Annotated in this window: 12 protein-coding genes; 8 read left to right on the top strand and 4 right to left on the bottom strand. The window is 51.8% G+C overall.

What is annotated here, in order from left to right; genetic code table 11:
• Positions 1-176 precede the first annotated feature (176 nt).
• The 4 genes from NF347_RS04355 (at position 177) to NF347_RS04340 (ending at position 4,145) form a co-directional block, all read left to right on the top strand.
• Complete coding sequence (locus NF347_RS04355; protein WP_107037113.1) at positions 177-1,379, top strand: IS110 family RNA-guided transposase; 1,203 nt, start codon at positions 177-179, stop codon at positions 1,377-1,379.
• A 182-nt stretch (positions 1,380-1,561) separates the two neighbouring features.
• A complete protein-coding gene (locus NF347_RS04350) occupies positions 1,562-1,849 on the top strand; it encodes a hypothetical protein (protein ID WP_133165468.1) in 288 nt (95 codons plus the stop codon).
• 21 nt (positions 1,850-1,870) lie between these two features.
• A complete protein-coding gene (locus NF347_RS04345; RefSeq protein WP_107036393.1) occupies positions 1,871-2,722 on the top strand; it encodes a glycogen/starch synthase in 852 nt (283 codons plus the stop codon).
• A 34-nt stretch (positions 2,723-2,756) separates the two neighbouring features.
• On the top strand, positions 2,757-4,145 hold the full coding sequence (locus NF347_RS04340) for a DUF4270 family protein (RefSeq protein ID WP_107036394.1): 1,389 nt from the start codon (positions 2,757-2,759) through the stop codon (positions 4,143-4,145).
• A gap of 203 nt (positions 4,146-4,348) precedes the next feature.
• Here NF347_RS04340 and NF347_RS04335 read toward each other — a convergent pair whose 3' ends face one another.
• Positions 4,349-4,804 (bottom strand): peroxiredoxin, encoded by a 456-nt coding sequence (locus NF347_RS04335; RefSeq protein ID WP_107036395.1) that lies wholly within the window; start codon positions 4,802-4,804, stop codon positions 4,349-4,351.
• A 375-nt stretch (positions 4,805-5,179) separates the two neighbouring features.
• On the opposite strand from NF347_RS04335, the gene uvrB reads away from it, so the two are divergent.
• The 3 genes from uvrB to NF347_RS04320 are packed head-to-tail and all read left to right on the top strand — an operon-like array spanning position 5,180 to position 11,224.
• A complete protein-coding gene (uvrB, locus tag NF347_RS04330; protein WP_107036396.1) occupies positions 5,180-7,279 on the top strand; it encodes an excinuclease ABC subunit UvrB in 2,100 nt (699 codons plus the stop codon).
• Positions 7,279-9,114 carry a YgiQ family radical SAM protein gene (locus NF347_RS04325; RefSeq protein ID WP_107036397.1) on the top strand — a complete coding sequence of 612 codons (1,836 nt, stop codon included), beginning with the start codon at positions 7,279-7,281 and terminating at the stop codon, positions 9,112-9,114. The genes uvrB and NF347_RS04325 overlap by 1 nt, the downstream gene beginning before the upstream one ends.
• Before the next feature lie 10 nt (positions 9,115-9,124).
• A complete protein-coding gene (locus NF347_RS04320; protein ID WP_107681537.1) occupies positions 9,125-11,224 on the top strand; it encodes a S9 family peptidase in 2,100 nt (699 codons plus the stop codon).
• A gap of 151 nt (positions 11,225-11,375) precedes the next feature.
• Here the strand turns inward: NF347_RS04320 and NF347_RS04315 are convergent, their stop codons facing one another.
• The 3 genes from NF347_RS04315 to NF347_RS04305 form a co-directional block, all read right to left on the bottom strand.
• Positions 11,376-12,260 carry a carbohydrate kinase family protein gene (locus tag NF347_RS04315; protein ID WP_107036399.1) on the bottom strand — a complete coding sequence of 295 codons (885 nt, stop codon included), beginning with the start codon at positions 12,258-12,260 and terminating at the stop codon, positions 11,376-11,378.
• Between the two features lie 116 nt (positions 12,261-12,376).
• Positions 12,377-13,552 (bottom strand): MFS transporter, encoded by a 1,176-nt coding sequence (locus NF347_RS04310; RefSeq protein ID WP_237613030.1) that lies wholly within the window; start codon positions 13,550-13,552, stop codon positions 12,377-12,379.
• Between the two features lie 220 nt (positions 13,553-13,772).
• Complete coding sequence (locus NF347_RS04305) at positions 13,773-15,614, bottom strand: DUF4980 domain-containing protein (RefSeq protein ID WP_237613031.1); 1,842 nt, start codon at positions 15,612-15,614, stop codon at positions 13,773-13,775.
• Positions 15,615-16,206: 592 nt separating this feature from the next.
• On the opposite strand from NF347_RS04305, the gene NF347_RS04300 reads away from it, so the two are divergent.
• Positions 16,207-18,855 carry a hybrid sensor histidine kinase/response regulator transcription factor gene (locus NF347_RS04300; RefSeq protein WP_306254324.1) on the top strand — a complete coding sequence of 883 codons (2,649 nt, stop codon included), beginning with the start codon at positions 16,207-16,209 and terminating at the stop codon, positions 18,853-18,855.
• The last annotated feature ends 318 nt before the right edge of the window (positions 18,856-19,173 follow it).

Raw genomic sequence — 19,173 nt, 5'->3', positions numbered from 1 at the left:
TGTCAGCCTGAAGCAGACACTTTCTGCGAAATTGTCTGCAAATCTATATAAAAATCCCGAGATTTTTACACCGGCAGAATAAAAAATCAAGGCTGACAACTTTATTCCTGCCCCCTCCGACGTGCTCTAAGTCACAATTTTATTAATTTGGAGGAAAATTTAAAAAATTACAAAATATGGACAGGAACCGAACAGTCGCCGGCCTTGATGTCCACAAAGATAGCATTTATCTTTGTATTATGGGGCATGACGAGGTCATTATCTTCGAAAAAAAGTACGGAGTGCTGACGCCTGATCTCCGTCAGATGTGCAACGACATGGTAGAACGAGGTGTGACAGAGGCCGCAATGGAGAGTACGGCAGTCTATTGGGTGCCGGTATGGAACGAACTATGTGAATCGATGGAACTCAAGCTTGTGAATCCATATTTCATAAAGCAGCTGCCGGGACGCAAGAGTGATGTAAAGGATGCCCAGTGGATAGCGGAATGTTTGCTGAAAAATCTCATCAAGGGGAGTTTCGTGCCGGAGCCGATTGTGCAGGACATGCGCAAACTCAACCGCCGCATCATGGATCTTAACGAGGACATGACCTATAACTGCAACAAACTGGACGCCGCTATGCAGAGAAGCGGATTCCGTCTGAGCAATTACGTCACCACAATAAAGAGCAAAAGCTATCAGAAGGTGCTTCATGCAATCATAGACGGCACGACCGATCCGGACGAACTGGTGAAAATGGTGCACGGACGTACCGTCAACAAGCATGGCCGCGATACAATCAGAGCGGCGGTCACCGGATTGTTCTCACGGATCGACATCACGATATTCCGCCAAACAAAGGAAGTCATCGACACCATAGAGCGGCAGATTGAGGTATGCCAAAAGGAACTGACAACTCTATGTGAACAATATTTTCCCGAACAATACAGACGTCTTCAAACCATCCCCGGAGTCAAGGAACGCGCAGCCACAGCCATAATTGCGGAGACAGGGGTTGACATGAAGATGTTCGCCACTGCGGCATGCCTTGTGGGATGGTGCGGACTCAAACCGCGGAACGATGTCAGCAACGGACGATACAAAAGCAGAAAGGTGACACACGGAAACAAATATCTCAGACAGATTCTGATTGAAATCGCATGGGTCGCATCAAGAACCCGGAACTGTTTCTTCTTCAACTTCAGCTATATCCAAACCACGGTCAAGAAAAAGAGCAAAATGAAAATACAAGTGGCCATCGCACGCAAAATACTCGTTGCCGTATGGCACATGCTCACCAAAGAACAGGACTTCATCGACATTTACCTCAAAAGGCTTGAGGAACAAAAGAAGATGGAGGAACAAATGAAAAGACTTGGATCGACTGTCATCCGATAGTCATTCGACATACCTTCCGGTACAATGTAATTACCTTTGTGGTGCATCGCAGCCCGGTTCGCAAATTTGCAAAGGCATCGGAAGGAGTTGGACACCGGCATAAGCTACCCAAGCTTGTAGAGGAAAGTAACAATCTTATATCTCTATCCATCCCTATTCAGGGTCATGGACAGGCTCGCCGTATGCCTGTAACAAGGAATGCACCATTCTCCTTGGTGTTTTCAGCAATCCGGAAAGAAAATTACCAATACGTTTTTAGAGGAAAGGTAGTGAAAAAACTCTATATGGCGAAAACCCATCAACACAACCATAGAGCACAACAATTGGGCATGATGCAGGCAGGCGTTGTAGCCCGACAGGCCTGCTTGCGTCCATACAGCAGTCCATACACGCAGGCAAACGCGCCGCTTACGGATAAAAAGTGGCAAAATTCAAAAAAAATGGCTAACTTTGCAGCCGGAATGCCCTAATATGGAGTCTTCCCAAATGAAATGAATCATCAAAAAATACTTTACATCTCTCAGGAGATCAATCCCTACCTGCCCTCGACACCCATGTCGCTCTTCGGCCGCAATCTGCCGCAGGACATACAAAGCCATGGCTACGAAGTAAGAACGTTTATGCCCAAATACGGCAGTATAAACGAGCGCCGCAACCAGCTTCACGAGGTGATACGGCTTTCGGGGATGAACATATCTATTGATGACAACGACCATCCTCTGATAATCAAGGTGGCCACTCTCCAGCCCACCCGCATGCAGGTGTATTTCATTGACAATGACGACTATTTCGAGGGTCCTGGAACAAAGGTTCTCGAAACGGAGTCATCGCCGGAGGACAACGACGAGCGTTCGATGTTTTTCGTGCGCGGCGTGATTGAAACCGTGCGCAAACTCCGCTGGGATCCCACTGTAATACATTGCACCGGATGGATCACCGCGCTTGCTCCGCTCTACATACGCCATCTTTATCAGGATGACCCGGGGCTTTCACGCTCACTGGTGGTCTACTCGCTGCGTCCGGAATCATTCGAGGGCAAGCTCGACGCGCGATTTGCAGAGAAGCTCAAGATGGCCGGCTTTACCGATGAATGCCTGCAATCGCTTGGCGGCGGCGACTTCGACTGGATGACCCTCAACAAGCTCGGAATCGACCACAGCGATGCCATCGTAGTGACGACTCCCGACATACCGGCCGGGCTGGTGGAATATGCACGCCAAAGCGGCAAGCCGGTGCTTGAATATCCGGGACCGGACGGCGAAGAGGCCACCACTGCCGCATACCATGATTTCTACCAGTCGATTCTCTCGCAAAAGGAGAATGACTCCAAATCTTCAGACTAAAAAGCTCAAAAGCTCTCCCCTACCTGCATAAACTATGAAATGCCCGCTGATCATTACGGCCTTAGGCTCACTGCTGGCTCTGTGTGCCTGCAACGATGACTCCACTACCATCGGCTCCACTCTGGTTGACGATGTGATGACATCCGAAATAGTTGTCGACTCGACATTCAGTGTGACGGGTCGCACCGTTGACAATCCTGTGGTGCAGAGCCGCACCCTGACCCAGCTGATAGGCCGGCTCGATGCCAAGGAGTACGGATCTATCGAGTCGGATTTCGTGTGCCAGTTCATGCCTTCCATGAATCTTGACACCGCCGGAGTGACTGCAGCTGATGTGGATTCCTGCAAACTCATCATGTTTATGACCACCAATGACTTCACCGGCGACTCTATCGTGCCGATGGGACTGGAGGTGTACAAACTGAACAAGGCTCTGCCGTCGCCCATATACAGCAACTTCTCTCCGGATGGTTATTATTCGACCGCCGACAAACTCGGCGAGACCATCTATACGGCCAATGCACTCTGGAACGACTCGGTCAACCAGCTGTCGTTCCGCTCCGTCCAGGTCGACCTTCCGAAGTCGCTGGCCACAGACCTGTTCAACCATTTTGAGCGAGTGCCTGAAGACTTCACTACACCGGCGGCATTCACCTCTTGGTTTCCCGGCATATATGTGACCAATACATTCGGATCGGGACGAGTGATGAACATCACCGAAACCCGAATCAATGTGTATTACCGCAAGAAGATGCAGGTGACTGTGAACGATGTAGAGAAGGACACAATCTATAACCTTGTGCGCTCATACATGGCTGTGACTCCCGAGGTGATCACCAACAACAACATTGACCTGACGATAAGCCCCGAGATACGAGGGATGATCAATTCGGGCGACAATATACTCATAGCTCCGGCCGGAACGGAAGTGGAGCTGACATTCCCCTTGGCCGACATCCTTGCAAGCTACCGCCGCGGAGCGAGCAAACTCTCGGTGCTCAACAACGTCAGCTTCGAGATACCGGCCGAAGAGATCGCCAACGACTACAATATCGAAGTACCGCAGCATGTGCTCATGGTGCTGAAGAACAAAAAAAGCGAGTTTTTTGAAGAAAACAAGATCGCGGATTCGGGCACCTCGTTCATGGCCACATACGACGCCACAAAGAAAAGCTATACATTCAGCGAGATGCGCCAGTATATACTCGACATGCTTGAGAAAAGCACTGTGACAGCCGATGACTGGACATTCATACTGACTCCGGTAAATCTCGAGACCGAGACCACTTCGTCGAGCTATTATACATCCGGCACGACGTACATCACCAACGTATCGCCATACGTCACCAAACCGGCTATGGTCAAGATATCGCTTGACAAAGCAAAGATAAAGATGACCTACAGCAAGCAGTCGCAAAAATAAGCGATCAGCGAATATACAGACATAACGAAGCGGTGTATCATGGCTTCCCAAAGCCGATGAACACCGCTTCTTTTATCTATCCGGGATCCTTTCAGCTATGTCGTGGACGCGTCATACCAGACTTACCTTCATGAGTAAAATTCAAAGGCTGTCGGCAAAAAAGATTAATTTGACAGCGCCCAATAAGCAGCCACCCGTATGCACTACAGCAGTGGCAGAAGCTGATCGGCGGCTTTTTTGGTATCGACCTTTGTGATCACTTCGGTAATAACATGATCGGCATCGGTGACGAAGGTAGTGCGCACTGTGCCCATATATTCCCGGCCGGCCATTTTCTTAAGCTGCCACACACCGAAAGCCTGATTGACTTCAGTCGAAGGGTCGCTCAGGAGCAGAAACGGCAGAGAATGCTTTTCGGCAAACTTGCGGTGGCTTTCGACCGAATCCTTGCTTATGCCGATGAGCGTATAACCCTTATCGAGCAGAGCCGGATAGGAGTCACGCAGCGAACAAGCCTCGGCTGTGCATCCCGGGGTATTATCCTTCGGATAAAAATAAATCACAAGCGGCTTTCCCGCAAAATCGGAAGCCTTCACTTCAGACCCATCTGACGCGAGTCCGAGCACAGATGGGATTTTATCGCCTTTCTTAAGCATAATAATTAACTTTTAGAGATTAGTTGGTAATATTAACGTCATCAGTAACCCGTGGTTAACGGTGGCGTTTGTTTACGGATCGCCATAATAAACCAGTCGTTAAACGGTTATTTACAAAGATAAACAAATAATGCGACGAATTCGCACTCTGCCGAGCGGAAAAAATGAGTAACTTTGCAAATTAAGAGTATGTTTGATTTTAACACGAAGAAATATATATGGACTTCTTTCTATCCCCTCAAAGGTCTTTTCGGGCTATTTCCGTCAAGTTGCATCGGTCACGATGCCCGCATCGCTCCCTCCTCAACTCACGCAAATATCTCCGAAAATCCTCTTTGAGTGAACAGAAGTGAAATTCAAACATACTCTAAGTAGCTTATGGATTTCAGACTTGCATCAGAATACAGTCCGACCGGCGACCAGCCGCGTGCGATAAAGGAGCTTGTGGAAGGCATCAATCAGGGACTGCCGGCCCAGACATTGCTTGGAGTGACAGGCTCGGGCAAGACCTTCACCATGGCCAACGTCATAAAGGAGGTGAAGCGTCCAACCCTGATACTAAGCCACAACAAGACTCTGGCAGCACAGCTCTACAGCGAGATGAAGAACTTCTTCCCGGATAATGCGGTGGAATACTTCGTATCGTATTACGACTATTATCAGCCCGAAGCGTATATTCCGTCGGTAGACAAATACATCGAGAAAGATCTGATGATCAACGACGAGATCGACAAACTGCGGCTGGCCACGACATCGGCTCTGCTGTCAGGACGTCAGGACGTGATAGTCGTCAGCTCTGTGTCGTGCATCTACGGCATGGGCAATCCGGAGGACTTCAACAGCAATGTGATCGAGGCATACCGCGGCCGCAAGGTGAGCCGCAACGCCTTTCTTCGCGAGCTTGTAGGCGCCCTCTACAGCCGTAACGAGATGGAGCTTGGTCGAGGCAATTTCAGGGTTAAGGGCGACACAGTCGACATATATCTGGCCTACGAGGAGATCGTGGTGCGTGTCACCTTCTGGGGCGACGAGATAGAGTCGGTGTCAAGCTATTATCCGCGCGACAATGTGGTGCTCGGCAAGCACGATTCATTCAAAATATTCCCGGCCAACATTTTCGTCACCTCTCCGCAGCGCATGGCCAGCGGCATAGCACAGATAGAACTTGACCTTGGAGAACAGGTGGGCTTTTTCAACCGCGAAGCCCGCGAGCTGGAGGCCAAGCGCCTATATGAGCGTGTCACCTACGACGTGGAGATGATGCGCGAGGTGGGACACTGCCCCGGCATCGAGAACTACAGCCGTTATTTTGACGGCCGTCAGCCGGGCATGCGTCCGTTCTGCCTGCTTGATTATTTCCCGGACGATTTCCTCACCATCATTGACGAGAGCCATGTGACGGTGCCACAGATCCGGGCGATGTATGGCGGCGATGTGTCGCGAAAGATGAATCTTGTGGAATACGGTTTCAGACTGCCTGCGGCTCTCGACAACCGCCCACTGAAATTCGAGGAGTTCGAGTCGCTTACGAAACAGGTAGTGTATGTCAGCGCCACCCCTGCCGACTATGAGCTTGAGAAGAGCGAGGGCGTGGTGGTAGAACAGCTTATCCGCCCCACCGGTCTGCTCGACCCGATAATAGAGGTCAGACCGTCGCTCAACCAGATCGACGATCTGATGGAGGAGATACAGCTTCGCATCGAGCGTCAGGAGAGAGTGCTGGTGACCACGCTGACAAAGCGTATGGCCGAAGAGCTCAACGACTATATGACTAAGCTGAAGATAAAGACTGCCTATATACACAGCGATGTGGATACTCTCGACCGTATAAGAATACTCGACGATCTGCGTGCAGGCGTCTATGACGTATTGATCGGCGTGAATCTGTTGCGCGAGGGTCTTGATCTGCCGGAGGTATCGCTGGTGGCCATACTCGACGCCGACAAGGAGGGTTTCCTGCGTTCCCACCGGTCGCTGACACAGACCGTAGGCCGTGCCGCACGTAATCTCGGCGGCCGCGTGATAATGTATGCCGACAAAATCACAGACAGCATGCAGCTGACCATTGACGAAACCAACCGCCGCCGACAGATACAGCTGGCCTATAACGAGGAGCACGGCATAACTCCGCAGGCGATAGTCAAGGCCCGCAACCGCATAATCGGGGTGGACACCGGCGATGATGACACGGCATCGCAGAGCGCAGGATCACGCTCGGGCAAGCCGGCAGCCAAAAGCTCGCGCCGCGACGGCCAGGCGTCGAAAGTCATTTATGAGAATGAATACACCGCTCAAGTCGACATTGCCGCCGATCCGGTGATACCCTATATGACGTGCGAGGAGCTTCAGCGGTCCATCACCCGCAAACGGATGGAGATGGTCGAGGCCGCCAAACGGATGGAATTCATCGAAGCCGCCCGTTTGCGTGACGAAGTGTTGAAGATGGAGCAACTGTTGAAAGAAAAAGAGGAAGCGTGATGACCGACCCTGCACTTGACCTGCGGAGATTCCTCCCGACTTCGGCCAAAGAGATGAAACTGCGCGGCTGGGAAGAGGCCGACGTGATATTGTTTTCAGGCGACGCGTATGTAGATCATCCGTCGTTTGGCGCGGCTGTCATAGGCCGTGTGCTCGAACATGAGGGGTATCGTGTAGCCATCGTGCCTCAGCCTAACTGGCGCGATGATCTCCGCGACTTCAAGAAGCTCGGACGTCCGCGACTCTTTTTTGGAGTGTCGCCCGGAGCAATGGATTCGATGGTGAACCATTACACCGCCAACCGCCGGCGCCGCAGCGATGACGCCTATACGGCGGGCGGACGCCACGGCGCTCGCCCCGACTATCCGAGTATCGTATATACGGAGATATTGCGGCGACTGTGGCCTGATGTGCCCATAGTGCTCGGCGGCATAGAAGGGTCACTGCGGCGTCTGTCGCACTATGACTACTGGCAGGACAGGCTACGCCCCTCGATACTGCTCGATGCCAAAGCCGACCTGCTCGTCTACGGAATGGGCGAACAGACCATACGAGAGATAGCGCATGCGCTCGATTCCGGCCACAGTATCGACGAACTCACTGACACTCCACAGACAGCCAGAATAGTGTCTGCGTCAGAAATCCCTGCCCCCGACGCCGACAACATCATACTCCAAAGCTGGGACGAATGTAAGGCAGACAAACGCCTGCAATCGGCCAATTTCAAGCATATAGAGCAGCAGAGCAACCGCATGCACGGCGCAACGATATGGCAGCGCTACGGCGATGTGGCGGTGCGCGTCAACCCGATGCTGCCACCGATGACCACGGAAGAGATAGACGCCTCGTTTGACCTGCCGTATACTCGACTCCCCCACCCACGCTACAAAGGGAAGACGATCCCGGCCTACGAAATGATACGCCATTCGATCAACATGCACCGCGGATGCTTCGGTGGGTGCGCGTTCTGCACCATATCGGCCCATCAGGGCAAATTCATAGCCTCGCGCAGCAAAGAGTCGATCATGCGCGAGGCTGAAGCTGTCACCCGCATGCCTGACTTCAAAGGCTATATCAGCGATCTCGGTGGTCCGTCGGCCAATATGTACGGTATGCACGGACGCGACCTGTCGATATGCAGCCGCTGCATGAGGCCATCATGCCTGCACCCCTCGCCGTGTCCAAATCTCGACACAGACCACAGCCGTCTGCTTGACATATATCAGTCGGTCGACAGGCTGCCCGGTGTCAAGAAATCATTTATAGGAAGCGGCGTGCGCTATGATCTGTCGATGCATCCTACGGGAAGAAAAGAGACGGACGCCACCAACCGCCGGTATAATGAAGAGCTGATCGAACGCCATGTGTCGGGACGCCTCAAAGTGGCTCCGGAGCACACCGAGCAGCGTGTGCTGGAAGTGATGCGCAAGCCCTCGTTCGACCAGTTTCATGCGTTCAAGCAGATTTTTGACAGCGTCAACCGCCGGTGCGGACTCCGACAGCAGCTGATACCCTACTTCATATCGAGCCATCCGGGATGCACCGAAGCCGATATGGCTCAGCTTGCCGTGAAGACCAAAGAACTGGACTTTCATCTCGAACAAGTGCAGGATTTCACTCCTACACCCATGACTGTCAGCACCGAGATATATTATTCGGGTGTACATCCATATACAGGCAAACCGGTCAGCTGCGCGCGAACCCGCGACGAGAAGCTGGCGCAGCGAAGATATTTCTTCTGGTATGACCATACCTACCGCAGAGAAATAATCGACTCCCTGCGACGAATCCACCGCCCCGATCTGATAGAACAATTATATCCAAGAAAAAAATAACCGTAAGTTTATGAAACAACCAATCATTGCAATGATGGCATCAGCACTTCTGGCAAGCTGCGGTCAGAATCCTTCGGCCGACAGCGGAAATGTGATCGACAAGTCGGATTTCAAGCCTGTCGACCGCACCTACACCAGCGAAGTGCTTGAGGCATTCGGCCGTGTATCGGCTCCATGTGTATCGCCCGACGGCACCAAAGTGCTCTATGGCGTAAGCTACGAGAGCGTAGAAGAGAACAAGAGCAATCTGGATCTCTATGTCATGAACGCCGACGGCAGCGAAGCCCAGCGCCTGACCGCCACTCCCGGCTCGGAGAACGGCGCCGTGTGGATCGACGGCGGCGAGCGCATAGCGTTTATAAGCCCTGTCGACGGCCAACCCCAACTGTGGGTGATGAACGCCGATGGCAGCGGCCGCAAGGCCGTAAGCTCGGTAGAAGGCGGCATAGGCGGATTTCTTTTCGCCCCTGACGGCAAGCACGTGGTATTGATAGCCAACGTGAAATATGCCCGCACAGCCAAGGATACATATCCTGATCTGCCTATGGCCACAGGCCGCATCATCGACGATCTGATGTACAAGCACTGGGATGAATGGGTTACGGAAGTGCCCCATCCGTTTATCGGCAAATTTGACGGCGACCGGCTGACCGACGTGGCCGACATAATGGCCGATGAACCTTATGAAGCTCCGATGAAACCGTTTGGCGGCATCGAATCCTTCGCATGGAGTCCCGACAGCAAGAAACTCGTCTATGTGTCGCGCAAGAAGACCGGCATGGAGTATGCCCTCTCGACCAACTCCGACCTCTATCTCTACGATCTTGACAACAGCACCACGACCAATCTCACAGATGGGATGGAAGGATACGACACACAGCCGGCATTCAGCCCCGACGGCACGACCCTCGCATGGCTCAGCATGGAACATGACGGGTATGAATCGGACAAAAACCGCATATTCACGCTCGATCTCGCCACAGGCAAAAAGACCGATCTCACCATCGACTGGGACTACACCGCCGACGCGATCGCATGGAATCCCGACTCGAAGTCGATCTACTTCATCGCTCCCAAAGATGGCGTGACTCCGATCTTCAGCATCTCCACAGCCACCCGTGAGGTAAGCGTAGTGGCCGAAGGCCAGTATGACTACGAGTCGCTTGCCCCGATCGACAGCACCACCCTCCTGACCATGCGCCACTCCATGGTGGAGCCAAACGAGATATTGGCTGTGAAGGGTGGAGAGATCAAGCAGCTCACCAATGTCAACACAGCCCTTCTGTCGTCGATCGACATGCCTAAAGTGGTAAAACGCATGGTGCCCACCACCGACGGCAAGCTGATGACCACATGGGTGCTTTATCCCGCCGATTTCGACAGCACAAAGACCTATCCGGCCCTGCTTTACTGCCAGGGCGGACCGCAGTCGGCCGTGAGCCAGTTTTTCAGCTATCGCTGGAATCTCGCCCTTATGGCCGCACACGGCTATATCGTGATAGCTCCCAACCGCCGCGGACTGCCCGGGTTTGGCACCGAATGGAACGCCCAGATCTCCAAGGACTACGGCGGACAGAACATGAAGGACTATCTCAGCGCCGTCGACGACATGAAACGCGAATCATACATCGACAGCGAGCATATCGGAGCTGTCGGAGCGAGCTACGGAGGCTTTTCCGTCTACTGGCTTGCCGGCAACCATGACGGCCGCTTTGCCGCATTTGTGGCTCATGCCGGAATATTCAACACCGACGCCCAGTATCTCGAAACCGAAGAGATGTGGTTTGCCAACTGGGATCTCGGCGGTCCGTTCTGGGACAAGAGCAATGCTGCCGCCCAGCGCTCTTTTGCCAACTCTCCCCACCGCTTTGTCGACAAATGGGACACACCAATACTCGTCACACATGGCGAATATGACTTCCGCATACTCGCCTCGCAGGGCATGATGGCCTTCAATGCCGCCAAACTCCGCGGCATCCCGGCCGAGATGCTCATATTCCCCGATGAAAACCACTGGATCCTGAAGCCTCAGAACTCCATACTGTGGCAGCGGGTATTCTTCCGCTGGCTCGACCGCTGGCTGAAGCCCGATGCCGAGCAGAAACAGTAACCGGCGTATCGAAGGCGCTGTGTCAAAATGTGGGATTTTGACACAGCGCCTTTACTATATCTTAAAAATCAGTTGATATTATCAGTAACCCGTGGCCTGCTGCGAGTCACTTATTCTGTGTGTTTTCAATCAGGTTAGTCCATCATGACAATCAGTCGGTCAGCTGTGGAGGCAATATGGGCATAGCTCCGTTTTTAGTGCACACATAAGCTGATGTATGCACGGCAAGCGAATGAGCTTCCACCACGCTCTTGCCTTTGAGCAACGATGCTATGAACGCAGCCGTAAAACTGTCGCCCGCTCCCACTGTATCGGCTACTTCAACCATAGGTGTCGGATAAAACGAAACATTACCCGGGGTGAACACATAGCTGCCGTTGATACCACATGTGAGTATCAGCATTTTCAGATTATATTTGCCAAGAAGTATCCAGCACTTGTCCTGAAGGTCGATACCCGGATATCCGAACATCCGGCTGACTGTCACCAGCTCTTCATCGTTTATCTTCAATATGTTACAACGTTTCATGGAGTTGCATAGAATCTCCTTGTTGTAGAATCCCTGGCGCAGATTCACGTCGAACACAACAAAACTGTCGCCTTTGCCGGGCATGGCATCCAGAAAACGGTTGATGGTATTGCGTGAGACGACATTGCGCTGTGCGAGAGAGCCGAAACACACCGCTTTTGTACGTGCGGCGAGAGATTCAAGCTGCTTTGTCCATGGAATGTTGTCCCATGCCACGTTTTCCTTGATTTCGTATTGCGGAACTCCGGCCTGATCTATTTCGACCTGTACGGTGCCGGTCGGGTATGGCACTTCAGCTATAAGCTGATTCAGACCCTTGGAGGTAAAGTTCTCCACTATTTCTTTGCCGAGTGCATCGGCGCCCACAGCGCTCACCACGCAGCTTGGCAGTCCGAACTGGGATACGTGATAGGCAAAATTGGCCGGCGCACCGCCGATCTTCTTGCCTTCGGGCAGAACATCCCACAAGGCCTCACCCATTCCTACTACCATGTCTATGTCGTTCATATCGATTGAGTTATATTTATAAGGTTAGTGTTCAAATTTAAACGATAGTGACAGAAATGCCTAAAATCACCCGAAAAAATCTCAGAAAAAACTCGCAGCTGATTATTGAGAGTTACTTATCTTTTTATTTTAACGGTGTAGCACAGCAGGTAAACGACTCCGGCGGTCATAACAGCCACCGCTCCGATCTGCCCCATGGCATCGGCGGCATATCCCATGGCCAACGGAAATACCGTTCCGCCGAACAGTCCCATGATCATAAGACCCGACACTTCATTTTTTTCGGTCGGCGCCGACATCAGCGCCTGAGAGAATACCACCGAAAATATGTTGGAATTACCGAATCCTATCAAACCTATGCCTACATATATCGGCGCAAGGCCGGAGCATGCGAGCAATATGCCCATGCCTGCAAGCATCATGAGCACGCTGACGGCAAAGAACAACCGTGGAGAGACCGTACGGAGGATAAATGCTCCGAGGAAACACCCTACTGTGCGGAATATAAAATAGATTCCTGTGGCGAATCCGGCCTCTTCAAGCGGCAGTGCAAGACGCTCCATAATGATTTTGGGAGCTGTGGTATTGGTACCCACATCTATCCCGACATGACACATTATGCCAATGAAGCACAGCAGCACAAACGGACGTCCGAGCAATCTGATACACTCTCCTATGCCTGATGCCCTGTCGGGTCGTTCCTCGTCGATAGGTGTGGCTGCGAGCAGTGAGATAGACAGGAAGCTTATGACAGCATATATCACGAACAGCGCTCTCCAGCCGAGTCCGAATGTGGGGAACACGGTAGTAGCTCCCCATGCGGCTATCACGGGGGCGAGAAACGAGGCAATCGCTTTGACAAACTGTCCGAAAGTGAGTGTCGACGCGAGTTTGTCGCTGCTGATAAGATTAGTCACCAACGGATTAAGCGATGTCTGCATTATCGCATTACCTATTCCGAGCAGCGAGAATGATATCAGCATGACAATATAGCTGTCGCCAAAAACCGGAATGAACAGTGATACAGCCGTAACCATCAGGCTGATCAGAACGGTGTGTTTTCTTCCGATACGGTTCATCAGCATGCCCGTGGGCACCGAAAATATCAGAAACCAGAAAAACACGAGAGAGGGGAAGAGATTGGCCTGCGCATCGGTAAGATCAAGATCTTTCTGCACATAATTGGATGCCGTGCCGACAAGGTCGACAAACCCCATTACAAAGAAACACAGCATCACGGGCAATATCTGTATCACGAAGGATTTGCGACTGGTGACAAATGATTGAGCCATAATCTAAAATATGTATTTCGGTTAAGTAACTCTTAAAAATTAGTTGATATTATGAAACTCGTCAGTAACCCATGGTTTGCTGCGGTACTTTTTGATTTTGTCCGGCGTTATTTGCTTTCATCCTCAGTTGTGTAGCTCGGCTACACGCCCTCGTCTTAAAGCAAAAACCACTCGAACAAATCTCAAAAATCACTCGCAGCTAATTTTTGCGAGTTACTTATCAGTTTTCTTTAATTGAGTAGATATGTAGATTCTCGATCTTCGCGTTGCCTCCCCGCGCTGACACGGAGAGTCGCGTGTATGGGATTGTCGGAAACACCAGGTTGGTCATCACGAAGTTTCCGTTATTGCCGAACACTTCGATACTTGACCTGTCGATGAATATTCTCAATGATATTCGGTTGTCGGTTTCAAATGTGGGTGCGACAGTCACTGCCGGGAAATCCTGACTGAAGTCGACCACTCCGCTTTTTGTGCGGTCAAACGACAGAGTGTGGGCGACGGCATCGTACGTCATGACTACTTTCCCACCGTCACTGTTGCTGAGTTCTATCTCGACAGCTCCAGATTTTCTTGCATCAACGTCAAACACTATCTCGCATACGCCATCGTTGGCCGAAGGGAGAACGTAAGTACGGGATTTTCTGCCGACGGAAGCTTTTCTGACTTTAAGCGACAGGCTGCCACGTAAGGCCGTAAGTTCCGGCGACGGCTCAGATGACAGATATATCTGTCCGTCGGCGGCTTTGAAGAGCCGAGCCTCGCGCGGCAGGGTGTTGGCACTGCGGAACTGCATTGTAGGCACCTCTGCGGCATACTGCCAATTGCTCATCCATCCGATCACTGTTCGACGGCCGCCGGGGGCATCACTCCAGCTTACGGTTGCATAATGGTCTTTTCCGAAATCCATCCACTTTGTAGGGATATTGCCATCGGCATCGACATCGGCCTTGAAAGTCTTTCCGTCGAATTCGCCTATAAAATATTGTGTGGCGCTTCCGCCGAACGGGCCGCCGGGGTTGAGATTGCACAGCATCACCCACTTTTCTTCGCCACTGCCCTCGACCGGCAGCCGGAACAGATCGGGACACTCCCAGACACCTTCCTGGGCGCCAATGCCCTTACCGAACGAACTCTGCAGAGTCCATTTCTTCATGTCAGGAGAGGTGAATATGAGCATTTCGTGTTCGAGCGCATGAGCCAGCACGAGCACCCACTGCCGGGCGTCATCGTCCCAGAACATATTTGGATCGCGCGCTTCGGATTCAAGAGTCAGCACAGGGTTTGCCGCGTATGTACGGAATGTCTCGCCATTGTCATCACTCCATACAAGGCTCTGAGTCTGACTTGCATCGGCTGATGTATACAGCCCGACTACAGCATTCTTTCCGTATCCGGCCGTAGAGCTACGGTCGATGGCGCAGCTTCCGCTGAACACCATTCCGAGTCCGTCGGGCTGTATTGCCACAGGATGATGATTCCAGTGGACAAGGTCTGTCGATGTGGAGTGTCCCCACGAAAGGTTCTGCCATTTCGATCCATAGGGGTTGTACTGGTAATACAGGTGCCATATCCCGTCTTTATAGAACATGCCGTTAGGATCGTTCATCCAGCCATATAAGGGTGTGTGGTGATAAGCCGGGCGATATTTCTCGCGGTTGACGGTGTCGAACGTATCAGCAAGCGAGATATTATTCCAGCAGGCATCATCGGCGGCTTCTCTTACCGATGAACGCCCCTGATTGGTGAATACGTTCATCACCACCTTATGCCCGCGGTAAGGGGTGAGGTCAAACGGTACATAATAGTCAACTCTGTTTTTCGCCAGTCTCACGTTGATGGTACGGTCGAGCCGTCCGTCGACAAGAACGTTGATTCTTGCGTCGTCGTGAGATTCCTGCACCGGAAGCAACAGATACTTTCTCTCGCCGTTTACTCTTACGATGGTATTGTTTGTACCCAGATGGTTTATTTCCACACCGTCAAGCGGCGATGCACCGGCCATGACCGCTGTCAGTCCAAGCATCATCATGACCGCGATGCCTTTTATAGTCTTGCTCATTGTTTATGATTATTGGTTAAGTAAGTAACTCTTAAAAATCAGTTGATATTATCGAACCCGTCAGTAACCCGTGGCTTGCTGCGGCTTCTTTTTAGCCGATTTCGGATTGTAGCTCTGTCGGAATATGTAGATATTCTCCTTCGCTCCACACCGAAACACTCCATAAGACAAGCTGAATATTATAAAAATTCGACCACTTGCCTAGGCCGCTGTTTCACGATGCAAAACTACTCAAATGCCAGGAGCAGGGATATAAAAAATTGTGCATAGCCTATCAAATATGTTGTTTTGCCCGATTTTTAATGTCTTATGCACTTTTTTTATCGGATAATGGTTAAATTTGCACAATCGTAAGGAGGGTCGACACACACTTGACTGCCAATAGTCCGGGCAGGTGTTTACCGATCACCACTTACACGCCATTCATAAATAGATGTTTCATCAGGCTACCGCGTGCCTTAAACCATAATACGTCATGTTAAGATTTTTTCTATCATACTGTTGGCTGGCTCTGTTGTTTATCCTGTCGGGCTGCACTGAGGTCAAGACCTATAGAATCGGTGTGTCGCAATGCAGCGAGGATGACTGGCGAATGAAACTGAACGATGAGATCAATCGCGAGATAATGTTTCATGAGGACGCCGAGGTGGAGATCCGATCGGCCAACGACAACAGTGCAAAGCAGATCGATGACATCAGATATTTTGTCAGCCACGGTTTTGACATAATAATAGTCTCGCCCAACGAGGCGACTACCCTCACTCCTGTGATCAGGGAAGTATACGGGAATGGAATGCCGGTGGTCATCTTTGACCGAAACATCAACGACAACACATATACCGCACGTATCGGCGTGGATGACGAGGGCATAGGACGCTCGGCGGCCACATACGCCCGGAATCTGGCCGGCGACAACGCCAAGGCCATAGAGATCGGCGGTCTGGAAGGATCCACACCAGCCTACGGACGCCATAAGGGCTTTGCAAGCGAATTCGAATCTCTCGGCGGGACTCTGCTTGCAAGCGTGGCAGCCGACTGGAACAAAGAGGACGCAATCAGGGTGGCCGACTCCCTTCTGAAGCTGTATCCCGAGGTCAATCTCATATACGCCCACAACGACAGGATGGCGATCGGCGCTTCGGAAACGGTGAGACGCCTCGGACGTGACGACATAAAGATCATAGGCATCGACGCCGCACCTGAAATAGGCATACAGGCTGTGGCTGACACTCTGATCGACGCCACATTCCTTTATCCAACAGAGGGACACAGAATCATACAGACGGCTCTTGCCATACTCAAGGGCAAACCATACAACCGGGAAACCATACTCCCCGCATCGTCGGCCGTAGACCTGAGCAATGCCGACATACTTCTGCTCCAGAACGAGACTCTTAAGGAGGAGACCTGTAAAATGAGACTGTTAAAGGCCCGTATCGATGACTATTGGGCGCAGCATTCATCGCAGACATCACTGTTTTATGCGAGCATCGCGATCATAATACTTCTGTTTGGCGTGGGTTTTCTGCTACTACGTGCCTACTGGCAGCGCAGCCGCCACCAAAAAGAGCTTATGACACAGAACCGCCTGCTCGGCGAGGAGCGCGACAAGCAGGCTCTACTCAACAGTCAGCTGCAGGAGGCCACACAGTCAAAACTGATGTTTTTCACAAATGTGTCGCACGATCTGCGCACTCCTCTGACACTGATATCCGAACCTGTAGCCCGACTTGCATCTGCCGATAATCTCACTCCCCATCAGCACACCCTGATGAAGATAGCTGACAAAAACGTGAGAATACTGCAACGGCTGATAAACCAGATACTGGATTTCCGCAAGTATGAGAACGGCAGGCTTGAACTGCGGCTCTCGGAGGTGGATTTCAGCCGGTCGGTCAGCGACTGGATGAAGTCATTCCACACAATTGCCAGAGAGCGCGACATGAAACTGTCGCTTGTATGCAGTCCGGCTGACACTCCCATGCCAGCCGCCATCGACGTGGAGAAGATCGAACGTGTGTTTTTCAATCTGCTTTCCAATGCGCTGAAACATACCCCCGACAACGGATCCATAACCGTTTCGATCGAGTACGACGCACAGAACATCGTACTGAAAGTGGCCGACACCGGCGAAGGGATAAGCGAAAGAGATATCGGCAACATATTCGACCGTTTCTATCAAGCCGACCGCATACACCCCAGAGGTTCGGGCATAGGGCTATCGCTCGCCAAGGCATTTGTGGAACTTCATGGCGGAATCATCACGGTGGAAAGCGCTCTCAGAAAAGGATCGGTGTTTACTGTTGTCCTGCCGGTAAGACACGTGGCCGAATCGGCTGTGGACACCGAAAAGCGGATCGACCACGACAGTGTGAATTCTGAACTTGGCCGCATAGAGTGCGAGGCAGATACGACAGTGGACTCCGGCAAACCAATCGTGCTCATAATCGACGACAACAGGGACATACAGCGGCTCATCGGCGAGTTGCTCAATGATGACTACAACATATTGACGGCGTCAAACGGCAAGGATGGAGTGGCCAAGGCTGCCCGCTATGTGCCCGATCTGGTCATCTGCGACGTCATGATGCCCGTGATGGATGGTATGGAATGCTGCCGCCGTATCAAGAACGAGATAACCACATCTCATATCCCTGTGCTGATGCTGACGGCATGTTCGATGGACGAACAGAGAGCACAGGGTTATGAGAGCGGCGCCGACGGCTATATTTCGAAACCGTTTGACAGCCATGTGCTCAAAGCCCGTTGCGCGAACCTGATTTCATGTCGCAAACGCATAAAAGAGCTATGGCTGACGACTTCGCCTCATCACAATGCAGGCAAAGACAGCGACGGACGGCCACAGACCGAATCGGGCGCATCAGTCACCACCCCGTCCGATATAGACAATGAGTTTTACAACCGCTTTCTCACTATATTCAAGGAAGAGATGGGCAATGCCGACCTCAACGTCGACGCTATCGCCTCAATGATGGGACTTGAACGGTCGCAATTCTACCGCAAGATAAAGGCTCTGACCAACTATGCGCCGGTGGAACTGATACGTCGCCTGAGACTTCAGCGTGGACGGATGCTGCTGACCACGACCGACAAGACCATCAGCGAGATCGCATACGAGATCGGATTCTCCAATCCGGCATATTTCACTAAATGCTATCGGGAAGCCTACGGCGAGACTCCTACTGCCGCACGCAACCGGCTGACCGGCCCGACTTCCTGAACAGTGACGGTGGGCGATGCCGTCACAGCATTCCGCTGCAACTCCGTGCGGGACTATGTCACCCAAGCTCGGATCTGGGCTTCAAAAGCCCCCCCGCCATAGAGAAACGAAACATGGCGCTTTGTCAAAAAAACGGCTTTTTGACAAAGCGTCATTGTTGTTATCCTGATGGCGAATGGGGTTGTCAGAGCGGTTGGACTGTTCCCCCTCTTGCTACACATATCATTAAAAACAGGGCATTTGACATTAAAAATCGTGCATTGCACAAAAATTCATAGTCTGAACATCATCTATTATATGCTGTCCATGGCGCATAGG

The organism is Paramuribaculum intestinale, from assembly GCF_030759015.1.
GTDB classification, from domain to species: Bacteria; Bacteroidota; Bacteroidia; order Bacteroidales; family Muribaculaceae; genus Paramuribaculum; species Paramuribaculum intestinale.
The sequence above is the reverse complement of the archived record's forward strand: the minus strand, read 5'-3'. Positions and strand labels throughout refer to the sequence as shown.